Below are 26,179 nucleotides of genomic sequence, written 5' to 3'. Positions count from 1 at the left end.
GCCGTCGCCGTCGCCCTGCTCACGGGTGCCGTGGCCGTCGTCTGCGCCGTGGTCCTCGGTCTGCCGCTGCGCGACCCGGACGGGTTCCTCGGCCCGACCTACGTGCGGCTGCCGTTGATCGCGGTGCTGCTGCTCGCGCTCGACGTGCTGACGCGCGTCCTGGTGCGCGTCCGCTCACCGAGAGCGGTTCCGGCAGAGATCCTCAGCGTCGTTCGCGAACGCTGGCCCTGGCGCCGGCTCCGTCCGGTCCTGGTCGGGCTCGTGGCCTTCTACGTCACGTACGTCGCCTACCGGAACCTCAAGCACTACCTGCCCCTCCTCAGGCCCGGCCTGGTCGACGACGAGCTGGCAGGGACCGACCGGGCGCTCACGGGAGGCGTCGCGCCCGCCGAGGTGCTGCACGACCTGCTCGGCACCGGGATCGCCGCCCACGTCCTGTCGTGGTTCTACCTGGCGTTCCTGATCTTCGTGCCGGCCTCCCTGGGGCTCGCCCTCGTCCTCCGGGGTCGGGCCGGGCACGCCTGCTGGTACGTCACGGCGTTGTGCCTCAACTGGGCGCTCGGTACCGCCAGCTACTACGTCCTGCCGTCGAGAGGCCCGATCTACGCGGAACCGGAGCTGTTCTCAGACCTCCCCGAGACCGGCGTGTCCCGACTCCAGGACAGCTTGCTGCTGTCCCGCCTGATCGTCCTCGGCGACCCACAGGGGACCGAGCGACTCAACAGCATCGCCGCCTTCGCGTCGCTGCACGTGTCGATCATCTTCACTGCCGCGCTCATCGGACAGTTCGCGCTCGGCTCGATCGCGGTGCGCGCGGCGCTCTGGGGTTTCTTCGGGCTGACCGTCGTCGCGACGATCTACTTCGGCTGGCACTACCTCCTCGACGACGTCGCCGGGCTGGCGATCGGCGCCATCTCGGTCCTGCTCGCCGCATGGGGCACGGGTCAGTTCCGGGGCCGGCGGAAACCCGTGCGCGGGCCGGACGAATCCGGCGTGGCCGGGGCACGCGAGCGGCGACGCAGCCTCCGACGCCACCCGCAGGCGGCTCCGTCCCCGCTGACGGCCGGGGGCGGTCCGGCTTCCCGCACCGAGGCCGATCAGGTCGCGGGCTGAGCCGGGAACACGTACCGCCGGTAGGTCAGAAAGCGGAAGAGGCTGCCGAGTGCGAGGCCCACCACGTTGGCCGCGACGTTGTCGGCGACCGGGCTCCTGAGGTCGAGGACGCAGCGCGAGACCGCCAGACAGACGAGCGAGATCACGAGGGCGACTGCGCTGAGCGCCATGTACAGCGAGTACTCCCGCCGGAGTCGGCCACGGGGCCGGTCCCCGTAGGTCCAGAACCGGTTGCCGACATAGGCGACGGTGGTGCCCGCGACGAGAGAGATCGTCTTGGCGACCAGCGGCTGGTCGTCGAGCAGAGCGTTCCCGCGTTGGTGCGCCAAGGCGTTGCGGGGCCGGCTGCCCACCCGAGGGGACTCGTGCCGAGTGCGCGTCGCCTGCTCGGAACGCCGACCGGCACGGGCCGGTTGAGAATGCACCGCATGCGCGCTGCACCGCCGTTCGCACTGAAGGCGACACGGCCGCGGGCCGACCTCGTCGACCGGTTGAGCGCGCGACTGCAGAGGCTCGGGCTCGACGGCGTCCTCGACGACCTCGACCGCGCCGGCGAACAGTGCCTCGTCCCGGGCGAGGCCGCGGGTGACGGCTTCACCTGGGACGAACTGGACCGTAGTGACCCCGGGTGGTGGCCACAGGGTGTGGCGAGCACCCGGTCCGACACGGTGCTGCTTGTGAGCTGGTACGCCAAGCGCGGCCGGCTGCTCCGCACACCGGGCTCCCGGATCTCGGTCGTCGACCGGGCGCACCCGGATGGTCTTCGTTACGGGCACGTCCTGCTGGTCGCGCCGCACCGGCGTCTCGGGGTCCTGACCATGGGCACAGTTCCCGTGCACGCCGGGGGCATCGCCGTCCACGGTGACCTCCTCCTGGTCGCCGACACCCTCTTCGGGGTGCGGGTCTGTCCACCGGGGAACTGGAGGGGCGCCCGACGCTCGCCGTCGGGGAGTACCGGGCCAAGGACGATCGACAGCCCCGGCTCGCGCGCTACCCTCTCGACCCCCGGACGGGGCTCCCGACCGTCGACGGCCACGGCCTGTGCGTTCCGCTCGAGGTCCACGAGGACCAACCGCGCCGCATGCAGGGGGTGGCCGTGCACGGGTCCACCTGGTTCGTCACGGCGAGCAATGGCAGGGGGTCCGCCGGGGACCTGTACGTCGGCCCCGGGCACCTGGCACCGCAACCGGGGGGTGTTGCCGAGCGGGCCGGAGGACCTGGCCTGGTCCCGCCCCGGGGAAGAGCTCTGGTGCGTCTCCGAGTGGCCGGGGCGCCGGTGGGTCTTCCCCGTCGCCACGGATCGCCACTAGCAGCTGCGGCATGCCCGGCGTGCCGTGCTGCTCTAGCCCACGCGGACCTCGATCGCCCCCGGGCGGTTCACGCAGGAGCTTCTGGGCACTCCCGGGCTGGCCTCGCGCTGCTGCAGGGGTCCTGTCGTTCTGGCTGGAGGGAGGCGACGATGCAGCGGACGACCTGGGCCGCCAGTGCCGGCACGTCGGTGCCGGCGGACGCCGACGTCGATCGCCGCGGCCCGCTCGGGGGCCCCGACCCGGCCGGACGCCCGAGACGCGCGGCGTGGGGCCAGGCAGTCCGTGTCGTGCTGTGGCCGCTGGCCGTGGGCTCCCTGCTGCACTTGGCGGTGCGCTCGTCCACGGGGACCGCCTCGGACCTGGCGATCCTGTGGCGCAGCGGCGCCAGCCTGGCCGCCGGCGGACCGCTGTACGACGCCCGCCTGGAGTTCATCTACCCCCCGCTGGCCGGCTGGCTCTTCGCGCCGCTGGGCCTGCTGCCGTTCCGTGGCGCGCTGGTCGTCGTCGTGCTGGTCGGCCTGGCCGCCGTGGCCGCCGCGACGGTGCTGCTGCTGCGTCTGGTCGGCATCCGTGCGACGTCCCCCGTCCTGCCCGGGGCGTTGCTGGTCCTCGCCAACAGCCGGCCGCTGGTCGGGTTGCTGGACCAGGGCAACGTCGACACCGTCCTCCTGCTCGCCGAGGCCGGCGTCATCGCACTGCTCGTGGCTCGCCGAGACATCGCAGCCGGCGCCCTGCTCGGTGCCGTGTGCGCGGTCAAGCCCACCCTGGCCCCGGTCGTGATCGCCCTCGTCCTCCTGGGGCGGGGACGGGCCCTGCTCGCAGCCGCCACCAGCGGAGTGCTGCTCACCGCTGTTGGGGTGCTGACCGTGCCGGACCGCGCCGTGTTCTTCGGCGACGTCCTGCCGCTGCTGGCCGGGGGCAACCGTCCCGAACTGGCCCCGTTCAACCGCTCCCTGCACGGTGCCGCCGTACAGCTGGGGTTGCCGCCGGCGCTGGACCTGGGGCTGCGGGTGGCAGCGTTCGGCTTGGCCTGCTGGGTGGCGTGGCGCCGGCGGTCCCGCCCGCAGGCCCCGCTGGAGGTCGTGCCGCTGCTGATGCTCGGCACGCTGCTGGCGTCGTCCTTCTCGTGGGCCAACTACAGCATCTACCTGCTGCCGCTGCTGGTGACCGTGGTGCGGCGCGACAGCCTGGTGCGCACCTGGCCGGCGTGGGCAGGGGTCTACCTGTTCGCGACCAACGACGCCTGGCACGTAGAGGGCCTGACCGGCCTGCCCGACACGTTCCTGCGCCTGCTGCCCCTCGCGGGCTGGCTGCTGCTGCTGGGCGCCTGCGCCGTGGCCGCGCACCGTTCGGACACGGCCGCGCCCTCCCGCTGGCCCCGCCTCTCCCAGTCCGGAGCCCGGGGGGTCGCGGCGCACCCGCCCGACACCGCCGACCAGGTCGACAGCCAACCGTTGACTCGACCGCGGGACGACGGTGGTCCTGCCCGACGGCGACACGCGCGCCCAGCGAGGTGGGCCCCGTGGGGATCGAACCCACAACCCGCGGATTAAAAGTCCGCTGCTCTGCCAGTTGAGCTAGAGGCCCGGTGGGTGCAGACAACCCTCCAGACAACTCACCAGACAACGCGTGAGAGATCCGGGGTCGTCTGCGGCCCGGTGCGAGGCTACCGCCCGGGCACGAGCCGCTCAGGCCCGCAGCCGTAGCACTGAAGTGCTACTCCGCGATGTCGGCGGGCTCCAGCGGCTCAACGCCGAGCCCGACGGCGATCTCACCGAACTGCTTGAGGATGGCCGCCATCTCCTCTTGGATCTCGGCGATGAGCACGTCGGGCGACGGCAGGCTGTCCGGGTCCTCGAGCGAGTCGTCCTTGAGCCAGGTGATGTCGAGGTTGGCCTTGTCCCGAGCGATGAGCTCTTCGTAGGAGAACCGGTGGAACCGCTCAGACTCCACCCGCGCGTGCCGCGCACCCGGTTGGTAGGCCGCGACGAACTCGTCGAGGTGACTCCGGCGCAGTGGGTTGGTCTTCATCGTGAAGTGCTGATTGGTACGGAAGTCGAAGATCCACAGATCGCGGGTCCACGGCGCCTCGGCGGCCGGCTTCTTGTCGAAGAACAACACGTTGGCCTTCACGCCGCCGGCGTAGAAGATGCCGGTCGGCAGCCGCAGCATGGTGTGCACGTCGCACGTCGCCAACAGCTTGCGCCGGATGGTCTCCCCCGCGCCGCCTTCGAAGAGCACGTTGTCCGGCAGCACGACTACGGCGCGGCCGTTGGTGTCGAGGATCGTGTGGATGTGCTGGACGAAGTTCAGTTGCTTGTTGCTGGTCGTCGCCCAGAAGTCGTCCCGGACGATGGTCAACTGCTCCCGCTCGGTGTCGCCCTCGTCTGTCACCACTACGGCGGAACTCTTGCGTCCGAATGGCGGATTTGTCGCCGCCACGGACCAGCGACGGCCGGGGTCGGCCTTGAGGGAATCACCGGTGCGGATGGGGCTGTCCCCGCTCGGCTGGGTGATGCCGTGCAGGACCATGTTCATGGCGGCGAGTCGAGCGGTGTCGTCGACCAGTTCGTAGCCTGCGGCGAAGTCCGTGCGAAGGTGTCGGCGCTCGTCGGGGTCGAGGTGCGGGTGATGCCGCACTACGTACTCGTGTGCGGCCATGAGGAAGCCCGCGGTCCCGGCTGCGGGGTCGACCACTGTGTCCGATGGGGAAGGCTGGACGCAGTCGATCATCGCCTGGATTAGCGGACGCGGAGTGAAATACTGGCCGGCTCCATAGCCACCCTCCGAAACCCCGCGATCGAGGAGCCCTTCGTAGGCGTCCCCTTTCACGTCGGCGTCGAGGCTCGACCACGTCTCGCGGTCGATGAGGTTGACGATGAGGTGACGAAGCCGGGCAGGATCCTGGATCTTGTTCTGCGCCTTGCGGAAGATCTGGCCGAGGATGCCGGGCTGCTGCCCAAGCTCGCGGAGGATGTGGATGTAGTGCGCCTCAAGGTCGTCGCCGCTGCGGCCGAGCAGCGACTGCCAGTCCAGCCCGGCCGGCACCGCTGACGGGCGGTTGTAGGGCGGCCGGGACTGCTCGTCGGCCATCTTCAGGAACAGCAGGAACGTCAACTGCTGGACGTAGTCGAGAGTGGAGACGCCGTCGTCGCGGAGCACGTGGCAGTACGACCACAGCTTGGCAACGAGCTGCTGGGCGTTGGTCATGCGGACTCCTCGACGGGCGCGGTCTCCACGGCTGCGGGGGTAGCCAAACCAGTGCGTGCGCGGCGGCGGCGCGCAATGGGTGCGGCAAGCGCCTGCTCTTCAGCGATGCGCTTGAGCAGGTGGTCGGCCGGTTCATCTGCCGGATGCTGACGGGTGAGCCTCCCGCCGGTGGCGGCGGCAAGAAGGGCCCGTTGGAGAAGCTCTCCGCGCGATGTCAGCTGCTTCAAGGCACTCAGCGTGAGCTGCGCTGCGGCCAACAGGCGCTGCGCATCAGCCACGAGACGCCGCTGAGTCGCGACATCGGGTACAGGGATCAGTACCGCCTTGACCTTCCCCGTGCTGAGCGTGTACAGGCCGGACGTCGAGCTGGCGACGATTTTCAGCTGCTCCACCGTCGTAGGCGCGTTCCAGACGAGCTCGAGGAACTCGGGCACCAGTTCGTCGCCGGGGCGCACGCGGATGAGGTGGTTCTGATGCGTACACGGCGCGATGGATCCATCCCAGGTGGCCGCGCGTCCGATCTGTTCAGGGCTGCCGTTGCCCTCCACGACGAGGAGGTCACCCTTGCGCAGCAAGGCGCGGGGCTCTTCAGTGCTCTTCAACAGGATCCGGTGTACGTCGGCGAGGTCGAGGGTGCCCCTGCCGACATTCGCGACCCGAAGGAATGGAACGCCCTCATCGTCGGGAGCCTTGCGAGCGGGCTGCTTCTGAATGCCTCCCTGCACATTCGCAACGTCCCCCGTGCTGCGCGACACGCCATCCGTCGCCTTGAGTGCGCGCTGGACAAGCTCATTGCGCGCCGCGTCCCGAAGGCGCTCCACACGTGACCGCAGCTGTACAACTGCCGACAGAGCCGCATCAGCACGAGAGAGGTGCTCGTCTAGCGCGGCAACGATACGGACCTGCTCATCGGTTGGCGCGATGGGCACCGGCAGAGCAAACATCTTCTCGCGTGGCAGGTGCTTGATGGTGCTACCGGTGAAGTACTGCGCCAGCACACCTGTCTGAGCCATCAGCTTCAACAGATAGGCCAGGTAGGTAGAAAGCACTCCTCCGGCTGGGCGCACGCGGTGCAGCGCCTTCTGAAACCCCAATCCCGTCGCCGCCTCTGGTACCAACGCACACCGGCCGGGCTCGCCCCCCTCGCACACAAGCAGGTCCCCTGCCTGGACGGTGTACCGCTCGCGTTCATCTGGGGCGATGTCCATGTGAAGCAGGTCGTCAAGGTCGGTGCGGTGCCACTGCACGTTGATGTTGCGCAGGTACGGCATGGCGTGTTCGCCGGTCTGCCGCTTCGCGTCAAGCATCTTGCCGAGCTGAACGTCGGCAACCTCGCCCAGCTTCGCCCACGCCCACCCGACCGGGAGCTCCCCCGTGCCCCAGGCGGTCACGCGACCAGCACCTGGTTGAGCTCCTCGAGCAGGTCCTCGAGCTCGCCGTGGAACACCTCGTAGGCACCTCCGAGGCCACCGCGCTCGGCGAACGGCGCGTCATCCAGATCGTCGACCGTCACGGTCAGGCTGGAACCGATGACGTCACGGATCCGCTCAAGCCACTCCAGCTGATCCGGCGAGAACCGGCGGCCCTGCTGTTCCTGCTGGGCCAGCCAGCCGGCGAACCGCTGGTTGACCGTCTCGGTGTAGGGCACCAGCTCGTTCTCCTGCTCGAGAGCGAACCGGACCAGTGACACCAGGTCGGTGAGGATGCGCTGCCCGCCGCCGCGCACCCGGGAGGCGTCGAGGGCCTCGTATGCCTCCCACAGCCGCTCAGGCGTCCAGGCGTGCGGCGGCTTACTGATCGCGTTGGCCAGCTCTTTGACCTGCCGGAAGGTGACCCGCCGCTTGTAGGGGACGCCGTAGAGGGCCTGCAGTGCGGTGAGCTCGTCACGGTGATCGTCGAGCCACGCGCGGAAGTCCGCGGCGGTCTGCTTGGCGCGTGCGGTGGCGTCCGTGGAGAACCCGGCCTCGACGACCTCGTCCTTGCTGAACTCGTCGATCAGCTGCTCGGAGGCCTTCTTCAGCGCCGACAGCTTCGTCCGCAGGTCCGCGTTGGACAGCGGCAGGAGTGCGGTGCGGATGAGCTGCTCCTGTGCTGCGGCGATGTCCGCCGGCGTGGGGTCTCCGCCCTCGCCGCGCTCGATCCGGGCGGCCTGCGCGGTGGCGACGGCACGGTCGGGGTTCACCGCGGCGACCAGGTCGTGGGCGAGATCCTGGACGCCGAGCCCGCCGCTGACGGCCTCGACCTCGGTCCGGTCCTCGTCGGTGAGCTGCTTGTCCAGCCTGGTGAGCCGGGAGCCCAGCGAAGAGGCGAGGTCGGCGGTGGCGACACCGTTGGCCGCCTGCTGCAGAAGCGCGTCGAAGCTGACCTTCTTGGCCCGCTCCAGCGGCGTAGTTTCGTTCAGTTCGGTCTCGGTGACACCGACGGCGTCGACGAGCACAAAGTGCGTCTTGCCCGGTGCGTCGGGGGTGACCGCCTGGAAGTCCGCGTCGTTGATGACGCGCACGCCGCGGCCCTTCATCTGCTCGAAGAAGTTCCGGCTCTTGACGCTGCGCAGGAACATGACGCACTCCAGCGGCTTGATGTCCGTGCCTGTGGCGATCATGTCGACGGTGACCGCGATGCGGGGGTTGTAGCTGTTCCGGAAGTCGGAGAGCAGCTCCTCCGGCTTGCGCCCGGTGGTCCGGTAGGTGATCTTCACGGCGAACTCGTTGGGCCGGTCGAACTCCTCGCGGAACACCTTCACGATCCGGTCGGCGTGGGCGTCGTCCTTCGCGAACACCAGGGTCTTGGGCACCTCCCGGCGGCCGGGGAAGATCTCGGTGAACAGCCGGTCCCGGAAGGTGCGGATGATGGTTCGCAGCTGGTCTTCGGCGACGACGGCCCGGTCGAGCTGCTCGGCCCCGTAGACGTAGTCGTCCTCGAGGGCGACCAGCCGCGTCTGCCCGGACAGCCGGTCACGGAACTGCACGACGGTCTCACCGTCGGCCTCCACCACCGAGCCCTGGGTGCCGATCCTCGTGCGGATCCGGTAGACCTCGAAGTCGACGTTGACCTGGTCGGCGACGGCCTCTTCGTGGGTGTAGCTGAAGACCAGGTTCTGATCCATGAACCCCAGGGTCTGCTTGCTGGGGGTGGCGGTCAGCCCGACCAGGTGGGTGTCGAAGTACTCCAGCACCTGCCGCCACAGGCCGTAGATGGAGCGGTGGCACTCGTCGACGAGTAGGACGTCGAACATCTCCACCGGCACCGCCGGGTTGTAGTCGACGGTCGGCAGGTTCGTCGGTGTCAGGTCCTCGATGGAGGTCTCGTCGACCTCGGGATCCAGTTCGGCCTCGCCCCGCAGGATCGAGTACAGGCGCTGGATGGTGGTGATGACGACCTGCGCGGCCGGGTCGATCCGGTTGGAGGTGAGCAGCTGCACCTGGTACAGCTCGGTGAACTTCCGCCCGGTGTCCGGGGTGATGAACGTCTGGAACTCACGCAGGGTCTGTCGGCCGAGGTTGCCGCGGTCGACCAGGAAGCACACGCGGGTCGCACCGGCGTACTTGAGCAGACGGTAGGACTGCGCCGCGGCCATGTACGTCTTCCCGGCACCGGTGGCCATCTGGACCAGGGCCCGGGGCCGGTCGGCCCGCAACGAGGTCTCCAGCGCCAGGATGGAGTCGTACTGGGCCGGACGCAGACCGACCCGGTCCAACGGCGGCAGGTGCCGCAGGCCACCGCGGAACGTCGCCGTCGCAGGCATCTGGGAGAACCGCTGCACCCAGCGGGCGAGGGTGGCGGGGCGGTGGAACCAGTGCACCTCACGGGAGCGGGCCACCGGGTCGTAGCGGTTGGTGAAGCGGGTCTCGGCGCCGGTGGACTCGTAGGCGAACGGCAGCGGCCGGCCGGCTGAGGGAATGACGTCTGGCACGCCGTCGGCGTACTTCGCCGACTGCGTCTCCACGCCGGTCAACGACGTGCCGACCTTCTTCGCCTCCAGCACGCCGACTGCGGTGCCGTCGACGAACAGCAGGTAGTCGGCGGTCCCATGCCCGGGAGCCAGCGGGAACTCTCGGACGGCGACGCCGCGGTTGGCGTGCCGGTTGATCGCGCGGTAGTCCTGAACGACCCAGCCGGCTGCACCGAGCATCTCGTCGATGCGGCGCCGGGCGTGCGCCTCTGGGCCGACGTAGTCGTCTTTGGCCACGGGTGCGCACCTTCCCGTTCCGACTGTGCGGTATCGGGCCCATCCCGTCCGCACTGTGTCGCCGGACGCTACCTGTCGCGGTATGAGCGCCGTGGGTGATGGTTGTCCCGCGTGTCCGTAGCGAGGGTCGCGGCGGTGGTGGTTCACCTCCTGTCGTGCCGGTCTGACCCTCGTCACGGTCGCGGGCGGCCGTGGCGTTGTGGTTCTCGCTGTGTAGTTGTCGAGGTTCGGTGGGGCGGCGCGGCCGCGGTCAGGCTTCCGGTGCCGCCCCGCAGGTGAAGGTGTGCCGCCGGCGGTGGTTGTCAATCGGACCGATCGCCGCGGTTGCCGGGCTCCGCGTCACTGCCGTGGTAGGACGGCGATGGAATGAGAACGCGGACGGGGGGCGGGGCGTGAGGGTCGACTGCTGGCATGCGGGCGCGCATGTTCGCTGAGCTGCACGGCAAGTTCGACGCCCGCCATCCCGAGACCGCCGACCGCAGTGAGGATCTGCTGACCTCTGCGGTGTTCGGCGCTCTCCGGCATCTGCCGCGGGCGGCAGTGGTGGCGCTGTGCGGTGCGGTCGGGGTTCCGGTAGACCCGCATGCTGCCCGCGGTGCACGCGTCCTGCTGTGGCCGCAGGTGCCGATGCCCAAGTGGCCGGGGAAGGTCATCGAGCCCGATGTGCTGATCGTTGTGGGCAAGCAGCCGGTCGTGTTCGAGGCGAAGCTGCACTCCCCGTTCGGCTACTACTTGGAGCCGAACGCGCCGACCGAGCCGCAGCTGCACCAGCTCGCCGTCCAGTACGCGGCGGTGTGCGCGTGGGCGGCCGGGGAGCGGCTGCTGCCGCCGGTGATCGTCGCGGTGACCGCACCGCAGCAGCGGCCGACGACGGATCTGGACCGCGCTGCCCATGACGTCCTCCGGCTGTGCCCGGGGACCGACGCGCGGGTGTTCCGGTGGCTGCCTTGGTGGCGGATCGCCGAAGTGCTCAGCCACCTGCCAGAGCTGCGCCCACATGAGCGAACGCTTGTCGATGACGTGCTCGCCTACATGGAGATGAGAGGGGTACGCCGAGTGTTCAACGGGTTCAAGCCGGAGGACTACTGGCTGGTCTCGGCCGCGCAGCGCGTCGCCGGTGAACGGGTCTACCCGCAGGTGCAGAACTTCGTCGAAGACCTCGCCGCCGTCCTGGATGACGACGGAATCGGCTGGTCGCAGCCGAGCTACCGGTCCATGTGGCTACCCCTCGGCGCGTCAACCAGCAAGCCGACGGACTGGACCCGCGGGTGGGTCGGCGTCGAGTTCTGGCCCAAGGAGTGGCCGAAGCGGCACGGCAAGCTCGGCAGTCACCTGTCCCTGTACATGCTGTTCGACTTCCTGGACCCGGCCCTGGAGGTCGGCCTGTCCATCCCGGGCCCGGGCGTCGCGGCCGCGCAGGTGCACTGGCAGGATCTGCTGGCCAAGCTGGTCGTGGCGCTGCGGGAACTGCCCGCGGGCTACGAGCTGGTGGTCGACCCCGGCGACGTCTCCCGCCCCACCCGCGTCCAGGACGCCGCCACGGTCGACGAGGACTGGTTCTCCGGCACCATCTCGGTGCTCACCACCACCGCCCATCTGCGCCTGCGGCGCCGCGTCGACCCGCTGCAGGCGACGGTCCAGCAGGCGCGCGAGCTGATGCTCGGGCTGCGCGACGAGCTGAACGCGATCGGCGACGTGTGGTGGGACCTCGTGCGGGCGGTCGGCTACCTCGCGCCCGGCGGCGAGCATCCGTCGTGACCGCCCCCGCGGCGCTGCCCGGCGCCCGGTCACAGAACGCGCTCCGGTTCCTTCCCTTGCCCCTCGAGTTCACCGCCACGCCGGTCCCGCTCGAGCCCGGCGCAGGCTGCTGCGACTCGAGGAGGAGACGCTGATCAGGGATTGGCGTCTGCAGCCCACCGGCTGAAACCTGGGGTAGGCGAGCCGGAGGCACCGGAGGGCAGCAACGGGCGGTGCGGCGTCGGTACGGTGTCGGACGATGGACGACGACAGTCGGGTGGTCGTGATCGTGACCTCCGCGACCGGGGTCATCCAGGAGATCGTCACCGGCGGCAATCCGACCGCCGCCGTGGCCGCCGGCGTTTCACCGCTGGTCATCGAGACCTGTAGGCGTGCTTGGTCGGCCCTCCGTGGACGGCAGGCCGAGAAGGTCGGTGAGCTGATCGCCGCCGCCGAGATCCTCGACCCGGGTCTCGGCATCCTCGACTTGCGCGGTCCGGACTACGACGCCCGGCTCGAGTTGCTCAACCGTGTCCTGGAGGCGGCGGCGAAGTCCACGCTCAAGGAGAAGATCCCCGCACTGGCACGTGTTCTCGTCAACGGGCTGCAGGTCGACGGCGACGTTGGGGAGGCGCTCGTTCTGGCGGCCGCGCTGGGCCTGCTCGAGGAGCCCCACGTCGCCCTGCTGGACCACCTATGGGTCCAGCGCAAGCCGCCTGCTGATCAGGTCGAGGTGATGATCTACGCCCACCTGAACGGCTGGCAGGTGGAGCACGTGGAGCGCGCCTTGCCCCGGTTTGCCGTCATCGCAGACGGGCTGGTGGCCGTCCTCGCTGGGCAGGGCTTGCTCCGGGATGCGGGCCACATCAACTTCCCGGGCGCCGTGGGACCCGCGGCCTGGGCCGTCACACCGCTGGGCGAGCGTTGCCTGTTCCTGCTTGGCCGCGGCGCACCGGCCCTGGAAGCAGATCAGGCCCCGGACGGCGAGGAGACGTCCGGGGCCTGAGACCGCCCGTGGCGGTGACTTGCCCCTACTCGACTCGCGCGGGTCGAGGGCGATGTGGCGCAGGCAGTCGATGCCGTAGTCGCGGCCCAGGACGGCCGCGGCAGCGGACAGCCGGCCGCTGGCGTCGTAGGCGTGGCGGCCGGCCCAGTGGCGGATGGAGTGCGGGGCGACGTCGCCGCCGGTGATCCCGGCGGCGTCGAGGACTCGGTTGAGGGTGCCGCCGATCGACGCCTGCACGTCCTTGTCTTCGGGGTTCTTGCGGCCGGTGTAGGCCACGGTCGCGCCAGCGGGCACAGCGGTGCGCTCGAGCTTGCGCAGGACCCGGGCGGCTTGCGCGCAGCCCCATGGGGTGAGGCCGACGATGCGGGGCGCGGCGTCGCGGGTGCCGACGAGGCTGACGTGGGTGGGTGTGGTCACGTCGTCGAAGTCGGTTCCGCGTACCGAGGGGATCTCGCCGGTGCCGGCGCCGGCTTCCGCGAGCGCCCATGTGATCGTCGCCTGATCGCGGCTGGCCGGGGTCCAGCCGGCGACGGTGAGCCGGCCGGCGACGATCTCGATCTCGGTGAGCGGGCGGTCGGGCAGCACGTCGGCCGGTAGCGACTTCTTGCCGGCGCGGCGGGCCTTGAGAGCACGGTTGCGCTGCAGTTCGGTGAGCCGGAACAGCTGGGGGGCGGGGATCGCTCCGGCGGGACCCCGGCGGCGGCTGGCGGCTGCGAGCCATGCCGGACCGTCAACAACGCTGACGTGACGGGCGGCTGTGGGTACGCCGAGGTGGTCGAGGGTGAGCCAGGTGACGATCAGCGTCATCCGACGCCAGTGCTTGTGCTCCAGGGTGGGCTCGCCGTCGAACTTGCCGTTGATGAACCGGCTGGCGCAGGGCGTATCCACGGCGCGCAGATCATCGATCTTGTTCTCGCGCAGCCACGCGGCGAAGCGGGTCAACGTCGTGATCGCTGCGTCCAGGCCGGCCTCTGTGGGGAAGAGGGCGTGCTCGCGCCAGATGGCGGGCGCCAGTGCCAGCGCCTCGTTGGGCGCCAGCGGCCGGTCGCCGTCGTTCTCGTACCCGGCGGCGGCGGTCACCGCCTGCGGAAGGCTCACCGCGGGCAGGGCGGGCAGCGGTCGCACGGGATCGGCGGGGGCGCCGGGGATCAGGTCGGACAGGGTGAACGGGGGACGCAGCCGTACGGGTGTTGGCAGGTCATCGTCGGCGGGCGACAGGGGCAGGGCGGCTGTCATCGGAGGTCCTTCTCGGCAGGCGCTGGGGCGGTCCCCGGGGTGGTTCTCAGCCTGTTCGAGCTGGGGTGCCGCCCGCGTCGGCCGCGGGCCCGGTTTCGATGTCCCCTGATCGCCCTACAACAGCGGCCGCGGCCGGGGGCGCCCGGTGGGCTGTCCCCCGGCCGCGGCCGGTTCGCTGTGGTGCTGATCAGGCGGTGCGGGCCGCCTTGCTGGTGTTCTTCGGCTTGTGCCCGGCCTCGAGGCCGGCGGCGAAGTGGTGCACGTAGGTGAGTGCGTTGTTCAGCAGCGCCCAGGCCAGCCAGTCCAGCAGCTGCGCGTGGGCGTCGAGGCTCTGCGCGCGGCCCTGGATGTACAGGGTGGCGTTGTAGCTGGAGTTGGCGGCCTCGGCGTCGTTGCGGACGTCGAAGACGGCGTGGAACGCCTCGGCGTAGGCCTCCGGCAGCACCCGCAGCAGCCGGGTGGGCCGGGTGCGCTGGCGCCGGCCAGACAGGTCAGGTCGGAGCTCGATGCGGTGGGTGAAGTCGCCGTGCTTGCAGGGGATGCGGTAGTCCAGCTGCAGGTAGTGGCGGCCCTCGGTGTCCTGGGGGAGCGCGGCGCCGACTCGCTCCAGCGGCTCGAGCGTGGTCTTGATCTTCTCCCCGGTGACCTGGTCCGGCCGCCACTCCCACAGCGCCTGGTCGTCTGCGACCAGGCCGTGCTGGCAGACCGTGCCGTCGGCCCGCTCGTGGTCAGCCGGGGCGAAGTCAAAGCTGGCGAGCGTGGCCTTCTGCTTCGCCTTGCCAGAGGGGGTCAGGAAGGTGCGCTGCCCGACGGGGTCGCGGTAGTCGGGGTCGTCGAGGACGGTGCGGATCGTGCGCTGGAACTCGGCGCCGCGCAGCCGCATCTTCTCGGCGGCGGTCCTGACCTCGCGGCCGTCAGCCCGGTGGGTGGCGATCGGCATCGTCTCCGGCGTCAGGTCCGGGCGGCGGGTGCGGTTCGTTGACCGCGTCGTCGCCTTCTTCCCCGTGTCAGCCTGCGGCGGCTTGTTGACGGTGATGACGCCCTCGGCGAGCAGCGCGTCGATCGGGAGGCCGTCGAACAGGCCGTCGTAGATGAGGAACTGCAGCGCGTGGCCGACAAGGCCCTTGACCTGACGGACGGCCGGGAAGGCGACCTCCTTTTCTGCTCCGGGGGCCATGCCGGTGAACAGCACCACCCTGCTGTCGGTGCGCTCGGGGTGGCGCCAGTACAGCCCGACCATGTTGAGGCCCTCCCCGCTCTTGCCGTCGGCGGTGGCGTCGGTGAAGACCCGCTGTACCCGCGGTGTGCCGACGGTGGCCCGGGATCCGTACAGCCGGGTCTGCGTGCTGCCGTCGGCGAAGGTGTCGGTGTACTCGCGTACCCCCGAGTTGGCCTTCTTCTGCGAACCGTCCCCGTGGACGGCGTTGAGCGGGTTGGGGGTCTGCAGGTTGATCTTGTCTTCGGGGAAGCCACCCAGCTCACGAACCAGTTCGACGGACGTGACCCCGAGGTGGCGGATGAGCGTCTGCAGCACGGTGGGGTTCGCGGGGTCGTAGACGCCGGTGTCGATCGGCTGCCCCTTCTTGTGCTTGGGCGCCAGGTAGCGGTCGCGGTAGTACTCGAACTGCGCCCAGGTCATCGGCTGCTCGCGGAGCCACTCTCCGGTCAGCCGCCGGTAGGCATCGCGGAAGCGCAGCCAGTTGTACGGGTTGCGCATCTCGGCGTCGACCCGGGTGCCGGTGCGGTAGACCCTCTCCAGCACCGCGTAGACCAGGATCAGCAGCGGCGGGTAGTCCATCTTCCGGCCGCCCTTGCCGGCCAGGGAATCCGGCTTCGGCAGCACTAGGGCGAAGGTGGCCAGCGCCGGCCATTGCAGGACCGCGCAGGCCACGTCGATGGCCGGTGCGGCGGCGCCGCGGATGCGCTCACCGGCCCGCAGGTTGTCCACCGCCAGCAGCTCGGCGACCGACATTTTCAGCAGGGCGCTCACGCCGGGCGGGACGGTGTCATCGGTGAGGACCATCCGTGCCACGGACTTCGGCTGGCAGAGGGATGGAAGGGCGGTCATCTGATCGGTGGTCGCGGCTTGCGTCGGCGACGTCGGGGTGCGCATGGAAGTGCTCCAGGAGATCGTCGTGTCAGAACACGACGACCCGTCCGCCCCCGCGCATCGGTAGGCAGTCACCGCCGCCGACACCCGCCGATGCGTCGGCGTTTCGTAGCCCCCAGCGGAGCTACGAAAGGCAAGCTGCCGCAGTGGCCCGACGACGCAGCTGCTTGGTCTGCAAGGTCCCGCTGACGCATGCAGAGACCGGCCGTCCCCGCACGTACTGCTCCCTGTCCTGCCGGCAGCGGCTCTACCGACGTCGCCGGAAGCTGCGGCTTCGCGAGGAGGCGCTCACCCGGGCCCAGTTGTGGGCCACACCCGTCACGACGCGAGCGCAGGTAAGGGCCGCGTTCCCGCACATCACCCTCGACGTGGCTGCCACCCGCGACACCGCACTGACCGAGCTCTACCTCGGCCCCGACCAGCTCGACCCCGGCCTTCGCAATGCCCTCCACCCTGCGGTCGACTGGGCGGAGCTCGCCGACGGCGGCGCCTGCTGGATGAACTGTCCGTACCGGCGAGGCATGCTGGAGCCGTTCCTCGCCAAGGCGGTCGCCACCGCCGCCCGCTGCGACGTCATCGGCCTGATCCCCTGTAAGCCGAACGAGCGTTGGTGGATCCGGTGGGTGCGGGATGCCGGCGCGCGGTGGGAGGCCCTTCCCGGCCGGCTGTCCTTCGACCACCCCGACGGGACACCGGGCAGGTCCGCGCCGATGGGAGTGGCGCTGGTGCACTGGCCGACACGCACCGGCGACATCCCAACGGGCGGCGAGACACGGCTGCTCGACGTCCCGGTCGACCGATAGGCGTTCCCACCAGTGGGACCGGGCCTGCAACGGCCGAATGGGCGCACTGGCCGGACGCCGGGTTCACCAGCCAGAGATGGCGCACAGCAGCGCGGCCATCACGGTCTCACCCATGAACCGCTCTCCCCCCAGGCAGCGGGTCCACACGGTTTCGGAGACGCCGAAGGCGCGGGCGTAGCGACGGCCGTCGCCGTGCTCACGCACGCCCCGGTAGTGCAGGACGAGTTCGTGCTGGATGCGGGCGACGGCGGCCGAGACGTGGTCGCCACCGGCCGGGGTGTGGCAGCGCGCGCCCGGAAGGACCCCGAAGCCGAGCGGGATGTAGTCACGCGGGGTCAGCCGCCGACGGCGGTCGAGATGGTTGGCACCCGGTCGGTTCATGGCCGTAGCGGTGCCGACGAGCCGAGTCGGCGACATTCGCCGAAACACCCGAACGAGTGCGATGTTGCCCGGCGATGGCCGGGCAACATCGGCCATCTCGATGCGGGCGCCCGCGGGCGCCAGGTGCGCTGGGGGTCCGCCGCTGACCGGCAGCGGCCGACCCGAGAGGACCGAGACGATGACCGAGGAGACCCAGCCCCCGCAGAGTGGCCCCGGCAACGAGGAGACCTCGTCGGCCGCCCCGATGGAGATGAGCGACGGGCAGGAACAACCCGCGGCTGGCAGTGAAGAGGGTCAGGAAGACGTCGAGGCGCAACCGCCGGCGAGCGCGACGTTCTACCAGCCCGCCCCTGTGCCGGCGCCGCCCGCGCCCAGCGCGACGCAGCCGCCGGCCACGGCCGGCAGGCCCGGTCAGCGGCGCATCACGCGGCACACCACCACGTCCACCACGCGCACCGAGACCACGACCGACGAGACCGTCGTCGAGACCATCGCCGTGGCCCCACCGGTGTACGCGGCCTCCTCCGGCGAGCACCCCCGGCCGGTGGGCTGATGACCGCCCCGACGATCGGCCTCACGCCCTGGCGGCTGGCCTACCCCGAGGTGTGGGCGGCCGAGCAGGACGCGCTGGCCGCCGCCGGCGCCACCTGGATCGAACAAGCCAGCGACGATGCGGCGGAGCGCGAAGGAGCCACCCCCGTCCGGCAGCTGACGGTGCGAGTGGACTGGCCGCACCCCGCGCCGCGGCCCGGGGACCCGGCCGTCCTCCAGCTGGAGGTCACATTTCCCGCCGAGTACCCGTGGTGGGCGCCGGAGGTACGTCTGCCCGCGGCGCCGCCGGACTTGCTGCGCCACCGCAACCCGATCACCGGCACCCTGTGCCTGCTGGCCGACCCCGGCGACTGGCGACCGGGCACCACGCTGGCTGGCCTGCTTGGCGCGCAGCTGCCACGGCTGCTGGCCGCCGGCCGAGACCCGGGCGCCGGGGCGGCGACGCTGGCACTGGAGGCCGGCGCCGAGGCGGCCTCGACCCGGGTGCGCCTGTCACTGGGGGCGCTGCTGGTGGAGGCCGGGTGCCAGCCGGCGCCGGACGTCCCCGGCGGCTGGGCAGACGTGGTCACGGTGGGCAAGACCCTCGCCCCGGTGTCGGCGTTGACCAGCCTCCGGGCTGCTGATGGCGAGGTGCTGTGGAAGAGCCGCGCGTTCGGCCAGCGCGGCCGATGCATCCGCTGGGTTCGCCTGACCGGCGCGCCCACCGAAGGCTTGGACGTCGACCGACTGTGGACTGACGCGAGCGCACGGCTGGCCGAGATCCTCGCCGGCCGCGGAGAGGCTGAGGAGCCCACCACCATCGCGGCGCTCGTGGCCAGCGAGGGCCCGGCCCGGCGGCCGTGCGAGGAATGGCTCCTGCTCACCCGCGGGGTGCCCAAGCCCAGGAGCTTGGATGCACTGCTGGAGCCCGCCGAAACAGCCGACCAGGCCGTGACGACATCCGGGCCCGGGAGCGGGCAGCTGACCCTGTTCGACGGCATCACGGCTCCATCGCCGGCCGGCGAGGGAGCAGCTGACCTCCGGTCGTACGCCCCCCGGGTTCGGGTGCGGCGCAGCTACGCGATCGACCGCGACGCGCTCACCGCCCGCCTGCCCGGTGACGCCGCCCGTCTGGCCGACGCGGCGGTGACCGTCGTCGGCGTCGGCGCCCTGGGCGGCCCGGTCGCACTCGAGCTGGCCCGCGCCGGCGTCGGGCGGCTGCGCCTCGTCGACGGGGACTTGCACGACCCGGCCACCGGCGCGCGGCAACTGCCGCCCATCCGCGACGCCGGCGTCCCCAAGGCGCTCGCCGTCGCGCTGGCGCTGCTCGACGTCAACCCCCACCTCGACCTCACGACGGGGCTGCAGTTCCTGGGCAACGACGACGGCCGGGAGCTGCCCGGGCTGGCCGCCAGCACGCTGGTCATCGACTGCACCGCCAACTCGGCAGCCAGCCGCTACCTCGCCGCACACCTGGCCCTCACCGGCACCCCGTTGCTGATCGCCTCGGCCACCGCGGGAGCGTGGGGAGGTGCGATCACGGCGCTGCCGGCGGCCGGCGGTGGCTGCTGGGAGTGCCAGCAGCTGCACCGCGCCGACCGTGCCGTGCCGTGGCCGCCCGCCCGGCCCGACGGCCAGCTCGTCCCCGTCGGCTGCTCCCACCCGACCTACGTCGGGGCGTGGGCCGACAGCCTGGGCCACGTCGCCCTGCAGACCGCCCGCACCGCCATGGCACTGCTGAACGCCCCGGCCGGCGCAGCAGGGGCATCCGGCAACCCCTACGGGGACCTGCAGGTCGTGCACCTCTACCGGCGCGGTCGCCCGGTGCACCCTCGCTGGCAGACACGCCAGCTGACACCCCACTCGGCCTGCCCCCTCCACCCGGCTCGTCCCGCCGGGAACTCGCAGTGACCGACCGGGCGGCCGAGCTGTGCGACGTCCTGCAGCTCTGCCTGACCTTCGCCAGCGCCGGGTCCCCCGAGGATCAGGCAGCAGTCACCCGTGACGGCCGGGCCGCGCTCGATGAACTGCGTCAGCTACTCGCTCACCGGCAGTGGCCTCGTGCCGTCCGCGGCGGCCTGACGCCCGGCCGCACTTCCTGCAACTCGATGACCGGGCGCTCACCGGCCTGCTCGCCGACATCCAGGACGCCTACGGCGAACTCCAGCACCGCCTGCACACCGCCGAGGCCCGACTGCGCGCCTGCCAGGACCGCCTGCAGACCGCCGCACCCTCCGCATCACCCGACGCCACCGCGCCGCCCGAGGACAGCTGATGACAGGACCAACCCGCGACCCAGCCGACCAGCGGCCACCGGACGACGACAGCGAGGCTGGGGACTCATGGCCGGCCCTCCGGCTCCGCATCCCCGGTCCGGCGGCACGGACCGCGCCCCCACCCGACGCAACGACCATGCGGGTGGTGACCGAGGGCGCCATCCATGAGTTCGACGCCGGCTCGATGACCGCGGTCCGGCTACGCCGAGACGGCAGTCACCTCCGCCGCAACGGTGAACCCCTGGCCCTGCTGAGTTGGCCCACGCCGGTCCTCCGGCGCGGCATGGAGCTGCAGCTCCTCGTGCGAGAGGACGGGCTCCCCACGACCAGATTCACCAGCCTCGTGAGAGGGGTCGAGCGTTGAGCCGAGCCGACCTGCCGACGGTCCCGTGACCGACCGACCCCGGCCGGGCTCGCCCGCCGCTGCACACCGCTGGCGCTGGCAAAGGCGCACAGAAGGTGCGATCGAGTGGGTGGCGCCTGCACCAGGGCAGCTGGGCGCCGACGGCGGCACGGTCACGGTAAGCCCACCCAGCACGCATCCGGGCCGCTGCCCTTCATGCGGACGGGACACAGGCATCCGGATCGCGTTCCTCGTGCTGCCCGTCTGCTCACCGTTCGCCCCGGTGGGTGAAGGCTGCTCCCGTGCCCATGCGACCGAGACCATCGCGGCAAGGTGGTCCAGCTGGGCAGACGTCGCCAACGCGCACACCGACGCAGCCCGCGAACACCGCAACAGGCGGGAGGGCTCGGAGTGGGCCGAACGGACCGCTGCCTACATCGAAGGGCGCGGCCAGTACGCCGCCTTCCTGGCCGCCGCGCCCAGCGACTCCGCACGCCGCCTAGCCCTTCAACTGTGGCGCGGCGCCCCACCCCGGCTCAGCGTGGCCGACACCGCAACGATCGTCGCCGGCATCATGACCGCAGGACCCGAATAGGGCGCGCAGAGCATTGACCGGGACGTGGACCCCGACCACTGACACGGGCCTGCTGGGTCAGCCGAGCGGCGAGCCGCTCAGGGACATCGGCCGCGGGCGCGGCGCACACGATCCGCAAGACGGCCCGGTACATCGAGCCTGCCAGTCACGCGGAGCGCAGCGGCCGCCGGCGACCGCCGGCGGGCGTGATCACGCCGACCTGCGCGGCCCGGTGGGCCACGACGGCGTTGGACAGCAGGGCGAAACAGAGGGCGTCGAGCAGTTGGCGACGCCACCCCAGGCTCATGGCCCTGTTCACCAGCAGCGACCGCTTGAACGCGCTGTTGAATGCCTCGGAGTCGTTGCGGATGCCGTAGAGCCTCGCGAAGTCCTCCTCACCTTCAGCGATCAGCCGTACGTTCTCGGCACGACGGGCGTCGGGGTCGCCGGACTCGCCGTGCGGAGTGATCCAGGCGTCGAAATCTCCCCGGAAGCACGGCACCACGAAGGCGGCGGAGAAGTGGTAGTTCCCGTTGCTGCGGCGGGGACGCTTGACCTGCCGGCGGACCAGCCGCTGCGCCACCACGGGGTCACCGGTGTCATCGAGGGTGATCTCCACGACTGCGCCGTCGACAGCGGCGAGCGTGTGCGTACACGCACCGTCATCGGTGTCGTGCTCCCACTGACCCAGCGGGTAGCTCTTGACCGCCTTGAGCCCTCCCCGCTGGGTCTTCTCCTCGTCGCTGAGCGGGGCCGCGGCGACCTTGTTGACCACGACCAGCCCGTGTCGGGTCATCAGGTGCTCCAGATGCACGCCGCGCAGTGCACCGTCGTAGACGACGGCCTGCACCCGGCGCCGGCGACGCGGTGCACGTCACCGATGAGCCGGAGCGCGGCCTCGGCCTCTCGGCCGGGTCGCTCCGCCCGGCCGACCGCGAGCACGACCCGCTGGTAGGCGGCGTCCCCGCGGGCGTAGACGACGACCAGGTTGGTGCCGTGGACGGGGCCGGTGTGCCCGTGCCACTCGGCACTGTCGGGGTCGTAGCGACGGGTAGGTGTCTCGACCAGCTCGCCGGTCCTCTTGTCGCGGTAGCGGCGGATCCGCTCCCCTGTCTCCGGGTCGTCGATCCAGACCACGGTCGGCGGCTTGTACAGCGAACGGACGACCGTGCCGTCGCCGTAGACCGTTCGGGAGCGAGCGGGATGGTTCAGCGAGCCCGGGCCCTTCGGATCCAGAAGCCCGAGCGAGCGTGCTTGGGCCACCGAGCCGGCGATGAACAGCCGGTGCATGTCGGCCAGTGCCTCGTCGGTGGTGAGGTGGGTGTTGCGGGCGTACTGCCACGCCGCCCACGTCGGCGGCCGGTCCCCCGGCGGCATCCACAGTTCGTCGGGCAGGTCGTCCCGCATGGCGCCAGCCTCTGCCTGCATCAGCGACCACAGGCTTCCGGTGCGCAGCTCGGCGTCCAGTTTCGCGCCCGAGCGAGTCATCCTGGCCAGCACTCCGAAGGCGATGAGCAGGTAGCCGGGGTGCACGGGACGGCGGCCCACCGGCGGATCGGCGGGGATCAGCGAGCCAAGCTCGTAGACGAGCCGGTGCCGCAACACCGCCCGCACTGTCTCCATGGTCGTGGGCACGCTGCTGCGGGGCCGGGTCATCGGACGTCCCGCCAGTTCAGGGCGATGTCCTCGGCGGCGGCATCCAGGCTGCGCGCCCCGAGCCTGCGGGCCACTTCCTCGATGGGCGCGCCGGCGTCGAACAGGTCGCGGGCGGCCCAGTGCCGCAACGACGCCGGACGCACATCCGGCTCCGCGCTCAGACCGGCCAGATCCAGCACCGCACCGAGGGCGTTGCAGACGCTGGCCTGCCCGACCGCGCCGCCGGGCTTCGAGGCGCCGCGGTAGGCCAGAGGCGTCTCCGGGTGAGAGCTGGCGGCGCGCAGGACCTCCAGGTGGCGCGTGAGCACCGTCTGACCCCACGCGCTCAGCGTGCCGATGCGCGCATCGTGGCGTCGGGTGCCCGGCAGTCGCACGGTCCTGGGCCGGCGAGGGTCGTCCAGGTCGCACATCCGCAGCGCGCTGATCTCACTGGTGACCGCGGTGGTCTCCCCCAGCGCCCAGCAGACCGCCAGCCGCAGCGTGCGCGCGCCAGCGCCCAAGCGGCTCGACACCCGACACAGCGCGACCTCGTCGCTGGTCAGCGGACGTGCAGCGAGCACACCCCGCGGCGGAAGTACCAGATCGAGGGTGGGGTCGCCGTCGTGCCAGCCGCGGGCCCTCAGCGTCCGGTACAGCATGCGCAGACAGGTCCGGCGTGCGTGCATCGTGACCAACTCCGGTGGCCGGCCGTCCCGGGTCGTTGCGTGCACGAACGCGGCAGCGTCCGCCGGCCGTTCCTGGCCGAACCGCTGCACGCCGGTGCGCTCCAGTCTCCGCCCGTAGCGGCTGATCGTCTCGGTTGTGCGCAGCAGCGTCTGCTCGCTGACCAACCGATCGGCGCGCCACTGTGCGCTCACTGCGGCTATCGCGTTGGCCAACGGCGGCCCGGCATTCACCAGAACCGTCGCCGGCGGGGTGCTCTTGGTGGCTACCCGTCGCCCCACGTCGTCTCCCTTGGGTTGGGGGTGTGACGGGCGGCAACGTGCGGGCGAGCCTGGCCGCTGCATTCGAACGCTCGTCCGATGACGCATCTTCTCCAGGTCGTCGCCGGGTGATTGCGCAGCGCCCCGGAACCGCGCACAGACCTCCACATCCGGTCTCGTGCCGGTGACCGCCGGCGTCACGCCCGGACCGCCTCCGGGCGGGCACCTCGCAACTCATCCCCATCACGATGACCGCGGACAACTACACAGCGAACGAACGACCCAGCACGCAGATGCAGGCGGAGCAGCGACGCCGCGCGCCGATGGCACCGAAGGAGGTGATGAGCAGCCACCGGGCGCGACGGGGAACGGCTTCGGCAGGAAGGGGGTGATCAGCGCCGAGGCCGCCCACGCGCCGCGCGCAACGTGGTCGCACAGCAACGAGCGCCAGCCAGGTCGGGTACGCCCGGCTCTCGGCTCATCAGCGGGCATGGCCGCGTTCGACTAGGAGATGGAAGAACAGCTGTTTGAAGCGACACGGGCGGGTTCCAAGCGCAACGATGCAGGTCCGAGCCGAGGGGGAGGCGAGATGCAGTCAACGACGGGAGCGACCAGCCTGAAGCTGCTCCTGGACACGAACGCCTTCATCGCCCTCGAGCCCACATCCACAGCCGTGGAGCGGGGACTCGAGTTCGGCGCCGAGCTTGCCCGTCTGGCTGCCGAGGGAGGTCACCGGCTGTACCTACACGAGGCGACCCGGCGAGACTTCGCCCGCGACCACGACCTTGCGCGCCGTAGCGCGCACCTCGCCCTTGCCGCCAAGTACCCGGCGCTATCCGGCATCCCGAAGTCCGCGCTCGCAGACCTGCTCACGCGACTGGACCTGCCGGCGCCACCCTTGTCCGAAAGCAACGACGCGGTGGATTTGGAGATGCTGGCGGCCGTCGGCGCAGCCGCCGTCGACTACCTCGTCACGGACGACGCCCGACTGCGAGGTCGAGCGCGCCGCACCGGACTGGCCGAGAACGTCCTGCCTCTGGCCGAAGCGGTGCAACTCCTCCGCGACCTGTCACCGCGCCCACTCAAGCCGCCGCCCGCGGTTGAGCACGTCCTGTCCTACCAACTCGACCCACACGATCCGATCTTCGATTCCTTGCGGGACGACTACCCCGGCTTCGACGCGTGGTTCGCGGGGGTGCGAAGGGCGCACCGGCCCGCGTGGATCATCCGTCACGACGACGGGCGGTACGCCGGGGTGATGCTCGTCAAGGAGGAGACCGACACTCCCTACGGGCTGCCCGGCAGGCTGCTGAAGGTCTCGACGCTCAAGGTGACCGACGAGGCGCACGGCCGCCGCTACGGCGAACTGCTGCTCAAGACCCTCTTCAACCATGCCGAGCACCACAGCCACGACGCGATCTACGTCACCGTCTTCGAGAGGCACGCGACCCTAGTCGATCTCCTCACGGCGTTCGGGTTCCGGGATCACGGACGAAGTCCCGTCGGCGAACTGGTTCTGGCCAAAGGCCGGCGTCCATCTGTGCAGGACGCGGCACTGGACCCCCTGAAGTTCCACACCACATTCGGGCCGCCCGCGATCGACACCCGGGCACCCTTCTTCGTGGTCCCGGTGGAGCCGCGTTGGCACGACGTGCTGTTTCCGGACTACCCCGGCCAGTTGAGCCTGCTGACCGGTGAGCACCCGTACGGGAACGCGCTGCGCAAGGCGTACCTGTGCAACGCCCCTACCCGCCGCGTCGCCCCTGGGTCGACGCTGCTGTTCTATCGCTCCCGGGAGCGATCGGCGGTCACCGTCGCCGGTGTCGTCGAGGACGTTCACGTCAGCCACCTCCCCGAGGAGGTCGCCCGCTACGTCGGCCGGCGCACCGTCTACACCCTGGAAGACATCACACGGCTCTGCCGCTCGGCGCGTCCGGTGCTCACTCTCCTGTTCCGTCAGGACCGCCTGTTAGAACCAGCATGGTCCCGAGGAGAGCTGAAGACCGCCGGGGTGCTCAACGGTCACCCGCAGAGCATCACCGAGGTCTGCAACGAGGAGGGACGACACTGGCTGCAGGAACGGCTCAACGAACAGCGCTGATGTCGATCCACCCGCGGTACGCGGACGCGATCCTCGCCGGCACCAAGCGGGTGGAGTTCCGCAAGCGACGCCTCGCACCGGACGTTTCCACCGTGGTCATCTACGCCACTCGGCCGGTGGGTCGCATCGTCGGCACCTTCGAGGTGCTCGGCCACGACGTGGCGCCGCCTGCAGAGCTTTGGGACCGACACGGCACACACGCCGGCATCAGCGTCACCGGATACGACGAGTACTACGCGCAGACGCCGGCAGCCGTAGGCATCCTCATCGGCTCGGTGCAGCAGCTATCTCAACCGCGGCCGGTCACTGATCTGCCCGGCGTCAGCCGACCACCCCAGAGCTTCAGCTACCTGACCCGTGCACAGGCCACTGACGTGGAGATGTGGCTTCAGTGCGCACCGCAGAGCACTGACAAGAAGTCCTCCGCCGGCGGCCCCCAGTCGGCGGTGACTTCGATCGTCGTCAGGGCCACGGAAGCCATCCACGCCGCGACCAACCTGCTGCGGCGCGCCGTGTAAGCGGTTTAGGGTTGCCGACGGCCTCGCGGGCGGTAGGGCCTTACCCCCTGATCACGGACACGCGATCGGTGTCTACGCGGCGGTCTGCAGCGTAGCCAGGGTCTGGTTCGTTTCGTAGGTGATCGGACTGACTTGGCCGCAGGTGGAGTGTCGGCGGCGGGT

19 protein-coding genes and 1 tRNA gene are annotated in these 26,179 nt (G+C 70.9%); 8 read left to right on the top strand and 12 right to left on the bottom strand.

Translation table 11 applies throughout. From position 1 onward, the window contains the following. Positions 1 to 123 precede the first annotated feature (123 nt). Complete coding sequence (locus G5C62_RS05530) at positions 124 to 1,113, top strand: phosphatase PAP2 family protein (RefSeq protein WP_164700217.1); 990 nt, start codon at positions 124 to 126, stop codon at positions 1,111 to 1,113. Here G5C62_RS05530 and G5C62_RS05525 read toward each other — a convergent pair. From G5C62_RS05525 to G5C62_RS05500, 5 genes are all read right to left on the bottom strand, one after another. Then, positions 1,098 to 1,973 carry a GtrA family protein gene (locus tag G5C62_RS05525; protein WP_164700216.1) on the bottom strand — a complete coding sequence of 292 codons (876 nt, stop codon included), beginning with the start codon at positions 1,971 to 1,973 and terminating at the stop codon, positions 1,098 to 1,100. The genes G5C62_RS05530 and G5C62_RS05525 overlap by 16 nt on opposite strands. 1,964 nt (positions 1,974 to 3,937) lie before the next feature. Then, positions 3,938 to 4,010, bottom strand: a tRNA-Lys gene (locus tag G5C62_RS05515). A 129-nt stretch (positions 4,011 to 4,139) separates the two neighbouring features. Then, the gene (locus tag G5C62_RS05510) at positions 4,140 to 5,633 is read right to left on the bottom strand and encodes a class I SAM-dependent DNA methyltransferase (protein ID WP_164700215.1); all 1,494 of its coding nucleotides are present in this window, start codon (positions 5,631 to 5,633) and stop codon (positions 4,140 to 4,142) included. After that, positions 5,630 to 7,024 (bottom strand): restriction endonuclease subunit S, encoded by a 1,395-nt coding sequence (locus G5C62_RS05505; protein WP_164700214.1) that lies wholly within the window; start codon positions 7,022 to 7,024, stop codon positions 5,630 to 5,632. Before G5C62_RS05505 ends, G5C62_RS05510 begins: the two co-directional genes overlap by 4 nt. Further along, a complete protein-coding gene (locus G5C62_RS05500) occupies positions 7,021 to 9,822 on the bottom strand; it encodes a type I restriction-modification enzyme R subunit C-terminal domain-containing protein (protein WP_206330481.1) in 2,802 nt (933 codons plus the stop codon). The genes G5C62_RS05505 and G5C62_RS05500 overlap by 4 nt, the downstream gene beginning before the upstream one ends. 423 nt (positions 9,823 to 10,245) lie before the next feature. Here G5C62_RS05500 and G5C62_RS05495 point away from each other — a divergent pair, with 423 nt between their 5' ends. Then, positions 10,246 to 11,580, top strand: coding sequence for a hypothetical protein (locus G5C62_RS05495; protein WP_164700213.1), 1,335 nt, complete (start codon positions 10,246 to 10,248; stop codon positions 11,578 to 11,580). Between the two features lie 343 nt (positions 11,581 to 11,923). Here G5C62_RS05495 and G5C62_RS05490 read toward each other — a convergent pair whose 3' ends face one another. From G5C62_RS05490 to G5C62_RS05480, 3 genes are all read right to left on the bottom strand, one after another. After that, positions 11,924 to 12,253 (bottom strand): hypothetical protein, encoded by a 330-nt coding sequence (locus tag G5C62_RS05490; RefSeq protein ID WP_164700212.1) that lies wholly within the window; start codon positions 12,251 to 12,253, stop codon positions 11,924 to 11,926. After that, the gene (locus G5C62_RS05485; protein WP_164700211.1) at positions 12,254 to 13,801 is read right to left on the bottom strand and encodes a site-specific integrase; all 1,548 of its coding nucleotides are present in this window, start codon (positions 13,799 to 13,801) and stop codon (positions 12,254 to 12,256) included. It abuts the gene before it with no gap. Between the two features lie 187 nt (positions 13,802 to 13,988). Beyond that, positions 13,989 to 15,833: a hypothetical protein gene (locus tag G5C62_RS05480; protein WP_164700210.1), complete on the bottom strand. Its 1,845-nt coding sequence runs from the start codon at positions 15,831 to 15,833 to the stop codon at positions 13,989 to 13,991. Between the two features lie 224 nt (positions 15,834 to 16,057). Between G5C62_RS05480 and G5C62_RS05475 the strand changes: the two genes are divergently transcribed. Next, positions 16,058 to 16,714, top strand: coding sequence for a DNA N-6-adenine-methyltransferase (locus G5C62_RS05475; RefSeq protein WP_164700209.1), 657 nt, complete (start codon positions 16,058 to 16,060; stop codon positions 16,712 to 16,714). A 63-nt stretch (positions 16,715 to 16,777) separates the two neighbouring features. On the opposite strand, the gene G5C62_RS05470 is transcribed toward G5C62_RS05475, so the two are convergent. Further along, complete coding sequence (locus G5C62_RS05470) at positions 16,778 to 17,095, bottom strand: hypothetical protein (RefSeq protein WP_164700208.1); 318 nt, start codon at positions 17,093 to 17,095, stop codon at positions 16,778 to 16,780. A gap of 178 nt (positions 17,096 to 17,273) precedes the next feature. Here G5C62_RS05470 and G5C62_RS05465 point away from each other — a divergent pair, with 178 nt between their 5' ends. The 3 genes from G5C62_RS05465 (at position 17,274) to G5C62_RS05455 (ending at position 19,901) form a co-directional block, all read left to right on the top strand. Beyond that, the gene (locus G5C62_RS05465) at positions 17,274 to 17,648 is read left to right on the top strand and encodes a hypothetical protein (protein WP_164700207.1); all 375 of its coding nucleotides are present in this window, start codon (positions 17,274 to 17,276) and stop codon (positions 17,646 to 17,648) included. Continuing rightward, positions 17,648 to 19,537 (top strand): ThiF family adenylyltransferase, encoded by a 1,890-nt coding sequence (locus G5C62_RS05460; protein WP_164700206.1) that lies wholly within the window; start codon positions 17,648 to 17,650, stop codon positions 19,535 to 19,537. The genes G5C62_RS05465 and G5C62_RS05460 overlap by 1 nt, the downstream gene beginning before the upstream one ends. Positions 19,538 to 19,679: 142 nt before the next feature. After that, positions 19,680 to 19,901, top strand: a complete 222-nt coding sequence (locus G5C62_RS05455; protein ID WP_164700205.1) for a hypothetical protein — start codon at positions 19,680 to 19,682, stop codon at positions 19,899 to 19,901. Between the two features lie 1,084 nt (positions 19,902 to 20,985). On the opposite strand, the gene G5C62_RS05450 is transcribed toward G5C62_RS05455, so the two are convergent. The 3 genes from G5C62_RS05450 to G5C62_RS05440 are packed head-to-tail and all read right to left on the bottom strand — an operon-like array spanning position 20,986 to position 23,599. Further along, positions 20,986 to 21,615: a hypothetical protein gene (locus G5C62_RS05450; protein ID WP_164700204.1), complete on the bottom strand. Its 630-nt coding sequence runs from the start codon at positions 21,613 to 21,615 to the stop codon at positions 20,986 to 20,988. Further along, positions 21,615 to 22,475: a hypothetical protein gene (locus tag G5C62_RS05445; RefSeq protein ID WP_164700203.1), complete on the bottom strand. Its 861-nt coding sequence runs from the start codon at positions 22,473 to 22,475 to the stop codon at positions 21,615 to 21,617. The genes G5C62_RS05450 and G5C62_RS05445 overlap by 1 nt, the downstream gene beginning before the upstream one ends. Next, on the bottom strand, positions 22,472 to 23,599 hold the full coding sequence (locus tag G5C62_RS05440) for a site-specific integrase (RefSeq protein ID WP_164700202.1): 1,128 nt from the start codon (positions 23,597 to 23,599) through the stop codon (positions 22,472 to 22,474). Before G5C62_RS05440 ends, G5C62_RS05445 begins: the two co-directional genes overlap by 4 nt. A 310-nt stretch (positions 23,600 to 23,909) precedes the next feature. Here G5C62_RS05440 and G5C62_RS05435 point away from each other — a divergent pair, with 310 nt between their 5' ends. Together G5C62_RS05435 and G5C62_RS05430 are read left to right on the top strand one after the other, a co-directional pair. Then, positions 23,910 to 25,499, top strand: coding sequence for a GNAT family N-acetyltransferase (locus tag G5C62_RS05435; protein ID WP_206330480.1), 1,590 nt, complete (start codon positions 23,910 to 23,912; stop codon positions 25,497 to 25,499). After that, a complete protein-coding gene (locus G5C62_RS05430; RefSeq protein ID WP_206330479.1) occupies positions 25,499 to 26,017 on the top strand; it encodes an ASCH domain-containing protein in 519 nt (172 codons plus the stop codon). The genes G5C62_RS05435 and G5C62_RS05430 overlap by 1 nt, the downstream gene beginning before the upstream one ends. Positions 26,018 to 26,179: the final 162 nt, after the last annotated feature.

It is taken from the genome of Modestobacter sp. KNN46-3 (assembly GCF_011039295.1).
Note: the sequence above shows the minus strand (reverse complement) of the source record. Positions and strands in the feature narration are given on the sequence as shown.